13 protein-coding genes are annotated in these 14,361 nt (G+C 38.1%); 8 read left to right on the plus strand and 5 right to left on the minus strand.

The window, feature by feature from the left end; genetic code table 11:
- Window positions 1-145 precede the first annotated feature (145 nt).
- Complete coding sequence (locus AC4CU0_RS11040) at window positions 146-1,645, minus strand: cation:proton antiporter (RefSeq protein WP_078189922.1); 1,500 nt, start codon at window positions 1,643-1,645, stop codon at window positions 146-148.
- 219 nt (window positions 1,646-1,864) lie between these two features.
- Here AC4CU0_RS11040 and AC4CU0_RS11045 point away from each other — a divergent pair, with 219 nt between their 5' ends.
- A complete protein-coding gene (locus AC4CU0_RS11045) occupies window positions 1,865-2,422 on the plus strand; it encodes a hypothetical protein (protein ID WP_180134574.1) in 558 nt (185 codons plus the stop codon).
- Between the two features lie 57 nt (window positions 2,423-2,479).
- On the opposite strand, the gene ypfJ is transcribed toward AC4CU0_RS11045, so the two are convergent.
- Complete coding sequence (gene ypfJ, locus AC4CU0_RS11050) at window positions 2,480-3,385, minus strand: KPN_02809 family neutral zinc metallopeptidase (protein ID WP_180007459.1); 906 nt, start codon at window positions 3,383-3,385, stop codon at window positions 2,480-2,482.
- 46 nt (window positions 3,386-3,431) lie between these two features.
- Entirely contained in the window at window positions 3,432-4,358 is a 927-nt protein-coding gene (locus AC4CU0_RS11055) for a DUF808 domain-containing protein (RefSeq protein WP_180007458.1), read from the minus strand.
- Between the two features lie 202 nt (window positions 4,359-4,560).
- On the opposite strand from AC4CU0_RS11055, the gene trpS reads away from it, so the two are divergent.
- On the plus strand, window positions 4,561-5,574 hold the full coding sequence (trpS, locus tag AC4CU0_RS11060) for a tryptophan--tRNA ligase (protein WP_168379231.1): 1,014 nt from the start codon (window positions 4,561-4,563) through the stop codon (window positions 5,572-5,574).
- Between the two features lie 355 nt (window positions 5,575-5,929).
- Here the strand turns inward: trpS and lysS are convergent, their stop codons facing one another.
- On the minus strand, window positions 5,930-7,456 hold the full coding sequence (gene lysS, locus AC4CU0_RS11065; RefSeq protein ID WP_490743143.1) for a lysine--tRNA ligase: 1,527 nt from the start codon (window positions 7,454-7,456) through the stop codon (window positions 5,930-5,932).
- Between the two features lie 461 nt (window positions 7,457-7,917).
- Here lysS and AC4CU0_RS11070 point away from each other — a divergent pair, with 461 nt between their 5' ends.
- A complete protein-coding gene (locus AC4CU0_RS11070) occupies window positions 7,918-8,424 on the plus strand; it encodes a YqiA/YcfP family alpha/beta fold hydrolase (RefSeq protein ID WP_180177990.1) in 507 nt (168 codons plus the stop codon).
- Window positions 8,425-8,523: 99 nt separating this feature from the next.
- On the opposite strand, the gene AC4CU0_RS11075 is transcribed toward AC4CU0_RS11070, so the two are convergent.
- On the minus strand, window positions 8,524-9,069 hold the full coding sequence (locus AC4CU0_RS11075) for an adenine phosphoribosyltransferase (protein WP_078189930.1): 546 nt from the start codon (window positions 9,067-9,069) through the stop codon (window positions 8,524-8,526).
- 527 nt (window positions 9,070-9,596) lie between these two features.
- Between AC4CU0_RS11075 and rubA the strand changes: the two genes are divergently transcribed.
- From rubA to AC4CU0_RS11100, 5 genes are all read left to right on the plus strand, one after another.
- Window positions 9,597-9,761, plus strand: a complete 165-nt coding sequence (rubA, locus tag AC4CU0_RS11080) for a rubredoxin RubA (protein WP_005179369.1) — start codon at window positions 9,597-9,599, stop codon at window positions 9,759-9,761.
- Between the two features lie 77 nt (window positions 9,762-9,838).
- Window positions 9,839-11,017 (plus strand): NAD(P)/FAD-dependent oxidoreductase, encoded by a 1,179-nt coding sequence (locus AC4CU0_RS11085; RefSeq protein ID WP_472584945.1) that lies wholly within the window; start codon window positions 9,839-9,841, stop codon window positions 11,015-11,017.
- A 58-nt stretch (window positions 11,018-11,075) separates the two neighbouring features.
- Window positions 11,076-12,014, plus strand: coding sequence for an alpha/beta fold hydrolase (locus AC4CU0_RS11090; RefSeq protein ID WP_490743144.1), 939 nt, complete (start codon window positions 11,076-11,078; stop codon window positions 12,012-12,014).
- 11 nt (window positions 12,015-12,025) lie between these two features.
- On the plus strand, window positions 12,026-12,931 hold the full coding sequence (oxyR, locus tag AC4CU0_RS11095) for a LysR family transcriptional regulator OxyR (RefSeq protein ID WP_180007453.1): 906 nt from the start codon (window positions 12,026-12,028) through the stop codon (window positions 12,929-12,931).
- Between the two features lie 755 nt (window positions 12,932-13,686).
- Window positions 13,687-14,298 (plus strand): DNA-binding response regulator, encoded by a 612-nt coding sequence (locus AC4CU0_RS11100; protein WP_490743145.1) that lies wholly within the window; start codon window positions 13,687-13,689, stop codon window positions 14,296-14,298.
- Window positions 14,299-14,361: the final 63 nt, after the last annotated feature.

Consider the following 14,361-nt stretch of genomic DNA (forward strand, 5'->3'; position numbering starts at 1 on the left):
ACTTATTTGTGTGATGCAAGTCACAATAATACCGATGAATGACTAGTCATAATTTCACGCATTTTGATGTTACTTGGTGGAATACAACTAGTAATAAAAAAGGAAATGCCCTCGCATTTCCTTTTTTAAGTCAAACAAATCAGTTTTAGAAGTTTTCGGGGTTCTCCAAACGACGAACTTCTTGCACTTTTTCTGGGTTATGTACCGCAGCTACACCATCATCCGCTTTGGTATCTATTAACGCTTCAGGGTTATAAACCGTAATGGTTTCATTACCATGGATATCTTCGCCCACAATATATTGGAAGCCCTTTTTATTCATTTTATGGCACATTCTTTGGTACCAACCTTTGAAGCCTTTGGTTTCTTCATTCGGATTGTAATAAAAAGCATTCATCACAGCAGGTAAACCTAAGCCACACACGAGGCCCGACATTAATACTGCGATAAATGTATATCCAATCAAAATACTACTGTATTCACTAAGTTCAGGAATATTGGCAACCGCAAGGATTAGGGCCAATGAAATACCGCCACGAACCCCACCCCACGATAAAATCGCAAGACTACCGTTATAGCTTTTTTTGCGGAAACTCGGGAAAAATGCGAAGGATAAATAGTTTGCTGCAAAGCGCGATGCATGCAAAATAATAAACGCCACCATACCGCCTAAAATCAAACTGATACTTAAATCTAAGATAAATAACTCAAGACCGATCAGGGTAAATAAGAAGGAATTGATGATCCCTTCCACGGTATGCCAGAAATGATTGACTTCCCGAATTTCACGATCTTGAAGGATTTCTTTCCATTTATTCCCAACAATCAAACCACCAATAACGCATGCAATTGGTGCTGATGCATGTGCGAATAAAGCGACTAGATAAGAACCACTTGCCAACAATGCAGTGGTTAAAATCAAGGATTCCATCTCATGTTTACCACGGAGTAAACGTAATATTCCTAAACCAAATGCCCAACCAATGATGACTGCGACAACAATTTCATATAATAGCGTTTCAAGCGTACCAATGACGGTAAAATGTTCACCTTGCAAGACATTGAGTAAGGTCATAAACACGGCAATACACATGGCATCATTAAAGAGCGATTCGCCTTCTAATTTCACCATCAAATGATGTGGCGCACGCACCGAACTTAGTACACCTTTAACCCCAATCGGGTCGGTCGCACCTAAAGCAGCACCTAATAACAACAACACCAATAAATCAACATGATGACCAATTAAGAACTGATAACCATACAGAGCAACACCAAAGAACACCGCACAAAGCACCAAGGCTATACTGGCCAAAATACTGATTGGTTTCCAATGCAAACGTAAATCTGAAACTTTAAATTTCAAGGCAGAAGAGGTCAAAATAAAACAAATCACGCCATTAATTAAAAAGTCATAAAAGTCGATATGGCGAACGGCCTCTTCGATATTGTGCAAATTAATCGTCACAAATTGATTGCCATTGAGCAGGCTTGCACCCCATTGCAAAATAAAGACAAAAATTGCAGAAACAATGGGAACACCTATGGCTTGTGGAAAGCCCAAGATACGTTTATTAAAAATCGTGGTTGCAATCGAAAGTGCAAAAATAACGGTAAAAACCTGTAGAAAAAAATAATTTCCCATTTTGTTCCCAATTTTGGTGCTGTGTCGCCTACAGAGTGAGATATAGGTATTTTGAAAATAAATACTAAATTATTTAGTATTTGAAAATAAAATATTCTAACGAATTTTATCTAAATTCCGTGTATCAATTCAGTTTTTTTCACATCTTTTATCAAGATCATTTAACATAGCAAACCTGCATAGATTTTATGCATTTTCATCATCTACATGATTTCTCCTATGCATCAGACTATTAAAACTGTTTTTCGACTTTTTTTTGCTGCGGTGATCTTTATCATTACTGCGGCCCTGATCCTCACTTGCTATAGCAAGACACAGGAAATTTTACGTGCTAAGCACTATTTTAGTCAGGCAAAAACCATCTCACTCGATTCAACGCCCAAAGAACAATTGGTTTTGGTCTCCAATAATGAATCACCCGATCGTGCGATATTTATCATGCTGGCGAATAATGGTTATCTTACCAAACTGAATTGTGAAAACTATACACAAGATATTTGTCTCGATGAATTTAATCAGCAACACACCCGACAAATTCAACACCTCGATTTACTCAAAATTGGACAATTTCAATATATCCAAAATGTGAGTTTCACCAATAGCCGCACTGGACAAAAACAACAATTACGCTATAGCGATGCCCAATTAAAACAGTTCTATCAAAACGATATTTCAGGCCTTAAATATACTGTTTTTGGCGTGGCTTTATTCGCATTTGCCGCATTGTATGTCAGCTATCGTATTGTTCGAAACTTTAAATCATTTCTTAATAAATAAGTTTCAATCTATTTTTCAATGAAAAAAAGAGGATGTTTGCATCCTCCTTTTTTTGTTTTAAATGGCTTGGTTAAAGGTATCACAGCTATTGATATTGCCTGATTTCAACCCTGTCTGGAACCATTTCATACGTTGCTCACTGGTTCCGTGCGTGAAGCTATCTGGGACCACTTGCCCAGTTGCACTTTTCTGTAAATAGTCATCACCAATCTTATGTGCAGCGTCCATCGCTTCTTCTACATCACCCTGCTCTAAAAATTGGGTACGCTGTTGATTATGATGCGCCCAAATACCCGCAAAGCAGTCTGCTTGTAGTTCTTGCATGACCGAATAACGATTACCTTCAGCTTTAGACGCTTGCGCACGCGCCTGCTGAACTTGCTCAGAAATACCTAAAATCGTTTGGATATGATGTCCAACTTCATGGGCAACCACATAGGCTTGCGCAAAATCACCCGCCTGATCTTGACGACTCAATTCAGTTTGATTTTGTTCACCCGTGATGCCCATTTGCGTACGCATATCTTTAAAGAATGCAGTATCAATATAGACCTTCTGATCTGCTGGGCAATAAAACGGCCCCATTGCAGCTTGTGCTGTACCACAACCCGAGTTGACCACACCATTAAACATGACCAATTTAGGCGCTTTATACTGGGCATTTAACTGTTCTTGGAAGACTTTAGTCCATGTATCTTCCGTATCGGCCAAAACCGTTCCAACAAAATCCATCGCTTCTTGTTGTTCAGGTGTTGGATTATCCAAACCTTTGACTTCAGCCGTTTGACCCTGTGAAGTCACTTGTTTAGTCGCCTGATAAGCTTGCTGCGGATCTACACCAAAAAACTTCCACGCAACAAATGCTACAACCAAACCGAGAATACTGATACCACCCGCTTTTGCACCGCCACCACCGCGACGGTCTTCTACGTTTGAACTAACTCTTCGACCTTTCCAGCGCATAGTGATCTTCCTTATATAAAATAGTTGATATCCGTGCGTTTACAGATTAATCCTTTTGCGACTTTGGCCATACTTTTTGAACTAAAGACACGACGCACAGCACGATTAAACCTGCAATAAAACCTGTCACTAAATTGATTAAAGTCGGTGTTAATGCACCCACAATACTGCCAACTGTAGGAATATGTTCTGCATAATCCACAGAGCCTTCAATAAAATGATGTAGCAATGGCACACCATGGGTAATAATGCCACCACCCACTAAAAACATGGCAATCGTACCGACAATGGTCAATGTCTTCATCAACTTAGGTGCAAATGCTAACAAACCTTGTCCAACGGTCTTTTTAAATTGTGATGCTTGTTGCGTGAGATAAAGTCCTAAGTCATCAATTTTGACAATCATCGCGACAAAACCATAAACACCAACGGTCATTATAATTGCAATCACCGAAAGCACCATGACCTTGGTCCCAAATGCAGCGGTTGCAACCGTTCCCAGTGAAATCACCACAATTTCAGCAGATAAAATAAAATCGGTCCGGATGGCACCTTTGACTTTTTCTTTCTCAAAAGTCACCAAATCCGTTTCAATATGGGTCATCTCTTCACGAGCAACTTCTTCTGTTTTGGCTTTTTTATGATGCAAACTATGCAGGACTTTTTCCACACCCTCATAGCACAAAAACAAACCACCAATCATCAAAAGCGGTGTAATCAGCCACGGTGCAACCACACTGATCAATAAAGCAGCCGGAACCAAAATTAATTTATTAACAAAAGAACCTTTGGCGACAGACCAAACAACTGGAAGTTCACGATCGGAACGGACACCACTGACTTGTTGTGCATTCAGTGCTAAATCATCTCCAAGGACACCCGCTGTTTTTTTGGCTGCCATCTTACTCATGACAGCAACGTCATCCAACACAGTTGCAATATCATCGAGTAAGATTAATAAGCTACTCGCCATTATTTTTATCCTTTAGGCATTTTTTAATATTCTAATTCTATTTAACGCTAAAATTGTATTTAGTTTTTTAATAATTAACAAAATATTCACCCATTTTTCAGTCAATTGTGCTGTGTCAGTAACAATCAAAAATAGAATGCCGTACAATGGTGACATTCTTTGAAAATCAGCCGTAGCTTTGACTACCACTTTGGAACAGATAATGAGTACTCAAGATAATCGTCCAGTGATTTTGACTGGCGACCGTCCGACTGGACAATTACATTTAGGTCATTTTGTAGGTTCTTTACGTTCACGTGTAGGTTTACAAGATTCGCATCATCAACATCTCCTTTTAGCTGATGCTCAAGCCTTAACTGATAATGCCGATAACTTCGAAAAAGTTCGTCGCAATATTATTGAAGTCGCAACCGATTATCTTGCTGTAGGAATTGACCCGACTAAAACCACGATTTGCGTTCAATCATGCTTACCAGCATTGAATGAATTGACCATGTTATATTTGAACTTTGTGACGGTTTCTCGCTTAGAGCGTAATCCAACCATCAAATCTGAGATTCAAATGCGTGGATTTGAGCGTGACATTCCTGCAGGTTTCTTATGCTATCCAGTGGCTCAAGCTGCCGATATTACTGCATTTAAAGCATCTGTCGTTCCAGTGGGTGAAGACCAAATTCCAATGATTGAACAAACCAACGAAATTGTTCGTCGTTTAAATCGTCAAATTGGTCGTGACGTACTTCCTGAATGTAAAGCTTTACTCTCTAATGTCGGTCGCTTACCAGGTTTTGATGGTAAAGCAAAAATGTCTAAATCTTTGGGCAATACCATTGTGCTTGACGCGACTGATAAAGATATCAAGAAAGCTGTTAATGCAATGTATACCGATCCAAATCATTTACGTATTGAAGACCCAGGTCAAGTTGAAGGTAACGTCGTATTTACTTACCTCGATGCATTCGATCCTGATAAAGAAGCTGTTGCAGAGCTGAAAGAACACTATCGTCGTGGTGGCCTAGGCGATGGTACCGTGAAAAAGCGTCTTGAAGGCGTGCTTAAAGAGCTGATCGGCCCGATCCGTGAACGCCGTTTAGAATTGCAAAAAGATCCTGACTACATCATGGATATTTTAAAAACCGGTACCGATAAATGCCGTGATATTACCCAACAAACGTTAGATGAAATTAAATCTGGACTGGGTGTTTTCCACTTCTAAATTTATAAAATTCTATAAAATTAAGCCTTTCCAATGTGAAAGGCTTTTTTATCGGCACTTTTTGTGAAGGTATTCACAAAATCTCCTTAGTTTTAACGTTAGGTAACATCACTTAACGTGAACACCAATGAAATGACTGACCGTTCACTCTATTATCTATTTATGTTTTAGGAATACCTAAATTCATAACATTTCTCCTTTACCGAACCTGTGAAAACAGATTCGTTGTTATACGCAATGAACACCCCAATCATTGCGTATTTTTTTGTCTAAAAATTAATGTAAATATTTTAAATTTTACTATTGAAACAATAAAAAACCCGCATTAAGCGGGTTTTTTATTTCAAAAACTAAATTAGTTTTTATGACGCATATGTGGGAACAAGATCACTTCACGAATACTTGCAGCATTCGCAAATAACATCACCAAACGGTCAATACCAATACCCTCACCCGCTGTAGGAGGTAAGCCGTATTCCAATGCTTCAATGAAGTCTGCATCGTAATGCATTGCTTCATCATCACCTGCATCTTTTTCGGCAACTTGGGCTTGGAAACGTTCAGCTTGATCAATTGGGTCATTTAACTCTGAGAAACCATTTGCCAACTCACGACCACCGATGAAGAATTCAAAACGATCGGTAATATGTGGATTATCATCATTACGACGTGCTAATGGTGAAGTTTCCGCAGGGTATTCTGTGATGAATGTCGGTTGACGAAGTTCAGTTTCAACAGTTTCTTCAAATACGATGGTTTGAAGTTTACCTAAACCAAAACCAGGTTTTACTTGCTCTTTCAGTTCATTTTTAACAAAGTTTGCAAGGAACTCACGATCAGATACATTTTCAGCAGTGAACGTTGGGTTGTGTTCAAGAATCGCATCAAACATCGAAATTTTCTTGAATGGACCTTTGAAGCTATACACTTCATCACCATAAGGCACATCAGTCGAACCTAAGATGTCAATGGCCAATTTTTCAAGCATATTTTCTGTCAAAGCCATCAGGTCTTTGTAGTCTGCATATGCTTGGTAGAATTCAATCATGGTGAATTCTGGATTATGACGTGTTGATACACCCTCGTTACGGAAGTTACGGTTAATTTCGAACACGCGCTCAAAACCACCAACGACCAAACGTTTTAAGTAAAGTTCAGGCGCAATACGCAAGAATAAAGGCATATCCAATGCGTTGTGGTGAGTTTCGAATGGACGCGCAGACGCACCACCCGGAATCACATGCATCATTGGTGTTTCAACTTCCATGAAACGCTCATTGCTCAAATATGAACGAATACCTGACACCACTTTTGCACGAATTTCAAAAGTTTTACGTGTTTCTTCGTTCATGATGAGGTCTAAATAACGCTTACGGTATTTAACTTCAGTATCAGTCAAACCATGGAATTTGTCTGGAAGTGGACGGAGTGATTTGGTTAAAAGCTCAAAATGTTCAATATGAACATAAAGGTCACCTTTACCAGAACGACCAATATAACCTTCAATGGCAATAATATCGCCCAAATCGAGTGCTTTAATAGTTGCAAGAACATCAGCATCCAACTCTTTACGTGGTACATAAAGTTGGATACGACCAGTCATATCTTGGATTACGATGAATGAACCGCGGTTCAACATCACACGACCAGCAACTTTTACATAAACCTTTTCGCCTGCTTCAATTTCTTCTTTTGATTTTTCAGCGAATTGATCTTGTAGGTCTTGTGCATAGTGTTCACGCTTAAATGTGTTAGGCCACGGGCTAACACCTGTTTCCTTGGCGTGCTCTTTGATGTGCTCTAACTTGGCATGACGCTGTGCAATTAAATCGTTTTCGGAAATGGCTTGTTCAGAAGTCGATTGAGCGTTATGTTGCGTCATCTCTGTCTCAAATAGTTAAAAAACGGAAGTTGCATAGCATAGCAGATTTCCTTTGAATTGAGCAGTAAGCAATGCGCGCATTTTTTTAATAAGTAGAAATTTATCGAAGTAAGATGTTTTAATCGTTATACCTTCAGGTAGACATAGAACCTACCTTACAGATGTGCAGTAGATAAAAATTAAATACTCAAGCTCGAAAACCTACATTTTAATGATATCAGATGATAACTAAAAGCTTTAAAAATACTTATAATTATCAATACATTAAAATATATATCAATAACTTAATTCAACCTTTTAATCTATTTTCTTTAAGACTAAAGTCTTTTAAATGCCTATAAATTAGACCAAAAGCTAAATTCTCTTTTTGACAATTCTCTCTACAATGAAGTCATAAAATTGTTGAAAAATAAAATATTCAACACATCCAAAAATGTTTTAAAACAGTGTGTAGAAAAACAATGACTTCCTGCTTATCGAAAATTCTGTTTTTACATGGATTGGATTCTTCCCGTGAATCTACGAAGTTCCATGCCATCAATGCAAAACAAAAATTCTGCATTGAAGTGGACTATCGCAACTTAAATTTTCAAACTGTTGCGGATTTTTACCACGAGAGTATTGAAACCATTAAGCCCGATATCATCGTTGGGCATAGTCTCGGGGCATATTGGGCATTAAAAATGTCGCTGTTTCATCGTATTCCGTGTGTGATTGCTAACCCGAGTCTGCATCCAGACTTTCGTGACGACTACCCTGCAATCAATGAAATGGATTTGGATCACGATATTCCACAAATTGCCTATATCGAACGTGGTGATGAAATCTTGGATATGTATGAGGCAGAAAAACAACTCGAAGACTATATGCAGCTTCAAGTCATGGATGGCGGACATCATCGCCTACAATGCCCTGAAAATATTAATGATTTAATCCAACATCTCGAATTAAATTACTTAAAAAAATAAATCATAATATTAATATTAACCTTAAGCAGCAATGTCGCTTTTATCAGACATAAAAAAGCCTTGTCTTAGACAAGGCTTTTTACATTTTAAAACTGACGCTTAAGCTGCATCTGCTTCAGGACGTGTTTTATCATCTAAAACAGACCAAATATTTAGTCCTAAATCTTTATGCAAGTCAGGCAAATCTAAGAAAATGCTTGCGCCTAAAACTTGGTGTTTACATTTTTCAGCCAATTGTTTCACTGCACGAAGCGTACCGCCCGTCGCCAATACGTCATCCACAATAATTACTTTTTGTGATTCGATTTCAGCTGACATTTCAAGACGATCTAAACCGTATTCAAGGCTATAACCAACACCGACAACAGGTGGTGGTAATTTTCCGGCTTTACGTACCAACACCAAACCTTTGCCTGTACGCTGAGCAAGTAAGCTTGCCAAAACAAAACCACGCGCTTCAACTGCAATAAAGCTATCTACTTCTGCCAATTGCTCAGCTGGAATACTTGCAATTAGGGCATCAGTTAACGATTCGATGTTATTCATAAATAACGGCGTAAGGTCAAAGAAGCAAATTCCTGGTTTTGGAAAATCTTGGACAGTACGAATGTTAGACCACAATGCCGCAGCAGTAGAATTACTCATAATAGGAGAAAATAAATTAAGGAAGGAATGTGTGAATTTTAACGCGATTTGAGAGAAAAGAACAGCTAACCCCCGACTAAAATGCATATTTAAGATACAGCAAATTTACATAAGTTACTGATTATTAATATTGTATTTATTTAAAAAATATCAAATATATATTTTCCTAATCATAAAATAAAAGATTTTAGAGTTTTTTTCTGCAAGACTTTAGTCTATGAATATAGAAAAAGCGGTATTTAGAACCCAATTCACGGAAATGAATTCCAATATAGCTTTCAATAGGCATAAATATTGTCAGACAATTTTTCACAGATCTGGGGTTTTGATGATATTTATTGTCCCTCACTGCCATTCTGCTTTTAATTTCACTCATTAAACTCTTAGCCACTTTACTTTATCGTTAGAACTGCGTAAAAATTTAACATAAGAGTCTACTGTATAAGGTGATTTAACCTTAAGGTATAAACTTATACAGTTATGAAGTATTTACTGACTTAATTTTGTGTCAGTTTTTGGAGAATGGAATGAAAAAGTATCAGTGCATCGTTTGTGGATGGATTTATGACGAAGCAGAAGGCTGGCCACAAGACGGTATCGTGGCAGGAACGAAATGGGAAGATATCCCAGATGATTGGACTTGCCCAGACTGTGGCGTCTCAAAAGTAGATTTTGAAATGGTTGAAATCTAATAAATAGAATCTAAGGCCATCATCGTTATGGTCTTTTTTTTGTCTTTAAAAAATATGAAATGTGTTTGGAGTTGAGTATGCACCCTATTGTCATTATTGGTTCTGGTATGGCGGGATATGCCGTTGCACGTGAATTTCGAAAGTTAAATACTGAACTAGAACTTATTATGATCTGTGCGGATGATGCCATTAACTACGCTAAACCGACATTATCCAATGCGCTCGTTGGTAATAAAACTCCTGAGCAAATCCCTCTAGGGGATGCCGAAAAAATGTCGGCTCAACTCAATATGCAAATCATCAATAAGAGTTGGGTTAAAGCTATCGATGCAGCAAAACATGAGCTCACTATTGAAAGTCAAAACGAAACTCAAACACAACTGTATTCAAAACTCGTTTTAGCCGTCGGTGCAAATCCAATTCGCTTAGCCATTTCGGGTGATGGCAGTGAAGACATTCATGTGGTCAACAATTTAGATCACTACAAAGCATTCCGCAAACAGCTTGCAGCACGTGAAGATAAACGTGTGGTGATTTTAGGGGCAGGTTTGATTGGCTGCGAGTTTGCCAATGACCTCCAAAATACTGGAGCGAAAGTATCTGTGGTCGATTTAGCTCCGCAACCTTTAGGTCGTCTACTGCCGTCTCATGTGGCCGCTAAATTCCAAAGTAATTTAGAAGAAACGGGCATTCAATTCGTTTTAGGCACAACAGTCGACAAAGTGTCACGTATTGAAAATGGTGACTATCAAGTGAGCCTTGCCAATGGTCAAAGCTTAGTGGCAGATGTCGTGTTGTCTGCGATTGGCCTACAGCCTGAGATTAACTTGGCAAAACAAGCCGGCATTCACACCAGTCGTGGTGTATTAACCAATAAAGGCTTAGAAACCAACTTGGCAGATATCTATGCTGTCGGTGACTGTGCTGAAGTTAATGGTACCCTTCTGCCATACGTGATGCCAATCATGCAACAAGCACGTGCTTTGGCAAAAACCCTCAATGGTGAGCATACCGCTGTGCATTATCCAGCCATGCCTGTAGCCGTGAAAACACCTGCTGCACCTTTAACTGTCCTTCCTGCGCCAATTGATGTAGAAACCCAATGGGAAACAGAAGAGCTTGAAGATGGCATGATTGCCCGTGCGATCGATCAAGATGGCGTATTACGTGGATTTGTACTGCTCGGTGCAACTGCTGGGAAGCAACGCTTAACTTTGACTAAGCAGGTTCCGGACTTGATTCCTGCTTCAGTTTAGGGTTTAAATACAAGGACGTCCTGATAATAATAGACGTCCTTTTTAAAGGAAAATAAAAATGAATAGTGCCCTTCAGTTTAATATTTCACCTTATGCCTCTTTTATGCATGAAACTCGCGTAGAGTTAGGCAATGGCATTGAACTTCATGTCGAGGTGGGTGGTCATCCTGAAGATCCTGCAATCTTATTGATTATGGGACTCGGCGCACAAATGTTGTATTGGCCCGATTTCTTTTGTAAGTCCCTAATAGATCAAGGTTACCGAGTTATTCGCTTTGATAATCGTGATATTGGTCTGTCGAGTAAAATTCGTAACCCAGGCCCACGTCTTAACACCTTTAAATTGATGGGACGTTTTGCCTTAGGTCTAGAGAATCAGGGTGCGCCCTATGATCTATACGATATGGCAGACGATGTTGCACTATTAATTGATCGTATGGGACTCGATAAAGTCCATATTTTAGGCGCTTCAATGGGCGGCATGATCGCTCAAATCGTGGCAGCACGCTATCCAGACAAAGTGCACAACTTAAGCTTACTTTTTACCAGTAACATCCAACCCTTACTTCCACCGCCATTTCCAAAGCAATTATTTAGTCTAATTGAAAAACCTGAATATAACGATGAAGATGGCATTATTAACCATAGCCTGAAAGTTTTTAATATTATAGGCTCTCCAGGCTATATTAATCAGCTTGAAGTGATACAAACTGCACGTAAACTCTATAAGCGGAGTTTTTACCCAGCGGGTGTACTTCAACAGTTTTTAGCAATATTATGTACAGGTTCCCTGCTGCAGTTAGATAAACAAATTCAGCATAAAACCATTGTGGTTCATGGAGCTCGTGACCGTTTGCTGCCGCCAAGCCATGGTAAGGCCGTTGCAAAGGCTATTTCAGGTGCTAAATTTGAATTAATTGATGGAATGGGGCATGATATCCCACCGCATTTTATTCCATATCTTAGCGGTTTGTTTGCTGATCACTTTAAATCATAAATTAGGACACTATGGCTGCATTACCATCCTTAAGACAGCTGTCATATCTAGTAACACTGTCAGAAACGCTACACTTTACTGAAGCTGCGCGTCGTTCTTTTGTCACCCAGTCTACTTTGTCTGGCGGGATCATGGAACTTGAGCGTTTACTAGGTGGCGTATTGGTAGAACGCGACCGTCAAAACGTGCGTTTAACTCCTCTTGGTGAACAAGTTGTCGGAAGAGCTCGAGTTCTATTGGCAGATGCGCAAGACCTAATGCGTTTAAGTCGTGAAATGAGCGAACCTCTAACGGGTGATTTACATCTAGGGGTCATTCCTACTATTGCGCCATTTTTACTTGCACCATTATTAGAAGAAGTGCATAAGCAACTACCAAAAATTCAATTGCATTTACATGAAGCACAAAGTGAAAAAATTGTTGAGAAACTCGAGCACGGTAATCTAGATATCGTACTACTTGCTCTTCCTTTCGATACACGTAGCTTGAAAGTTGCAGAAGTAAACAAAGAAAAATTGTTCTTGGTGTACAACAAAGCTGACCAAAATGCAGCTCAAGCGAAATCTTTAGACGACCTAGATTTATCTCGTTTAATGTTGCTTGAAGAAGGCCATTGCTTACGTGATCATGCTTTGAGTGCTTGCCCGATTGGTGAACGTAAAAATGACCATCGTTTAAAAGCAAGCTCATTGCCAACTTTGGTTGAAATGGTTTCCGCAGATTTAGGCTTTACCTTATTGCCTGAAATTGCAGTTCATACCAATATGATCAAAGCCAATGAAGATTTGGCTGTGAAAGAAATTGAAGCAAGCCCTACACGCACATTAGCATTGGTGACGCGTAAAAGTACGCCGCTTCAAAGTGAATTTGATGTATTGCTTCAAATCTTGCAGAAAATCACTAACAATCTGCACTAACTAATCAGTGTGAAAATTAAAGAGAGCCCTGTGCTCTCTTTTTTATTTTGCAGAAATGAATAATCCAGAAATAATAATATTGAGATGAATTTAAAATTGAAAATAAAAATATAGTATCTAGAAAAAAGAAAAGGCTAACCCAAATAGGTAGCCTGATAAGGTAATATATGACTTGATGTATATCTCAATTCATCGCCTCGATAATATCTTCACACTAGCCAGATAAGTAAGAAGATTAATACATCTTAGTAAAATATAACTTTCGTTAAAATCACTAGTTTCAGGTATTTTAGATAAAGTACGTCTGATTCATTTTCAAAGGGCTTTTTTCATAATTATGTTTTGTGCTATAAAATAACCATACATGAGAAATAAATCACATTATTTTAAATAGTCACTAATATTCATGTTTAAAATAACTAAGCAATAGGTGAATATTAACTCACATCAGAAACAGTTCAATTTATTAGTTGTCAAAATACTGCTTTCACATTTCATTTATTATTTTCAATTCGAATCGAAATCTGATGATTATTTAATCAATATTCTAAAAATAAAAACGAAAAAACTATAAATCTTTGCATTCAACATAATGAAAAACACAAAAACCATACATTAATTAAATTATATTATATCACAATAACTTAATTATACTTTGATGTATAAATCACTACTTCTAGGTATATTTTTCTAATTCACTTCCATGCACATTATGGAAATGCAATTTGATTAAAAATAATAAATGAGCGAAATGTATGATGAGTGAATTTTTATTACCAGTACCCGTTTTGATCATTGATCATCAATCAATGACTTCAAAAACAGTGCTGTTTAACATCTTAGGAGACCTCGGTTATCCTGAAGACCTCATTACATTTTCAGAAAATTTAGCAGATGCAGAACAACAAATTTTCAATCAATTGCCAAATTTAATCTTTTTAGTGGTCACGCAACAGTCTGATATCTCATTCATACATAAAATTAAGAAAATCTATCCTTCAAGTAAACTCATCATTTTAGTCAATGAACAGTCTGCAGATTTAACTTTACATGCGATTCAGTTAGGTGCAACTGCCTATATGTTGATTCAACAACCAATTGAAGACACTTATAACCAACTGAAAACCATTTTAAGAGGTGGCGCTGCCCTTCATCCTAGTTTTGCTAAATTTTTATTGAGTGAAACTTTTAGTCCGCAAAATGCAGCGCCGAAACAGCTCAGTCTAAATCCAGCAGAATATCAAATTTTGGATATGGTCAGCCATAGTGCGACTCAAGAGCAGATGGTCAATGAATTAAAACTTTCAACGTATCAAATTGATGGTTTTGTCAAAAATATCTATAGAAAAATTTGTAGCTACAGCTAAATTTAGCTGAGATAAACGATTCAAAAACAATCTAGAAAATTTAAAAAAAATAAAGGGAGCATT

This window comes from Acinetobacter sp. LipI_15 (genome assembly GCF_058242865.1).

Excerpts from the sequence above, each read along its gene's own strand:
- AC4CU0_RS11040 (WP_078189922.1), bottom strand. The coding sequence starts at position 1,645 with ATGGGAAATTATTTTTTTCTACAGGTTTTTACCGTTATTTTTGCACTT.
- AC4CU0_RS11045 (WP_180134574.1), top strand. The coding sequence starts at position 1,865 with ATGCATCAGACTATTAAAACTGTTTTTCGACTTTTTTTTGCTGCGGTG.
- ypfJ (WP_180007459.1), bottom strand. The coding sequence starts at position 3,385 with ATGCGCTGGAAAGGTCGAAGAGTTAGTTCAAACGTAGAAGACCGTCGC.
- AC4CU0_RS11055 (WP_180007458.1), bottom strand. The coding sequence starts at position 4,358 with ATGGCGAGTAGCTTATTAATCTTACTCGATGATATTGCAACTGTGTTG.
- trpS (WP_168379231.1), top strand. The coding sequence starts at position 4,561 with ATGAGTACTCAAGATAATCGTCCAGTGATTTTGACTGGCGACCGTCCG.
- lysS (WP_490743143.1), bottom strand. The coding sequence starts at position 7,456 with ATGACGCAACATAACGCTCAATCGACTTCTGAACAAGCCATTTCCGAA.
- AC4CU0_RS11070 (WP_180177990.1), top strand. The coding sequence starts at position 7,918 with ATGACTTCCTGCTTATCGAAAATTCTGTTTTTACATGGATTGGATTCT.
- AC4CU0_RS11075 (WP_078189930.1), bottom strand. The coding sequence starts at position 9,069 with ATGAGTAATTCTACTGCTGCGGCATTGTGGTCTAACATTCGTACTGTC.
- rubA (WP_005179369.1), top strand. The coding sequence starts at position 9,597 with ATGAAAAAGTATCAGTGCATCGTTTGTGGATGGATTTATGACGAAGCA.
- AC4CU0_RS11085 (WP_472584945.1), top strand. The coding sequence starts at position 9,839 with ATGCACCCTATTGTCATTATTGGTTCTGGTATGGCGGGATATGCCGTT.
- AC4CU0_RS11090 (WP_490743144.1), top strand. The coding sequence starts at position 11,076 with ATGAATAGTGCCCTTCAGTTTAATATTTCACCTTATGCCTCTTTTATG.
- oxyR (WP_180007453.1), top strand. The coding sequence starts at position 12,026 with ATGGCTGCATTACCATCCTTAAGACAGCTGTCATATCTAGTAACACTG.
- AC4CU0_RS11100 (WP_490743145.1), top strand. The coding sequence starts at position 13,687 with ATGATGAGTGAATTTTTATTACCAGTACCCGTTTTGATCATTGATCAT.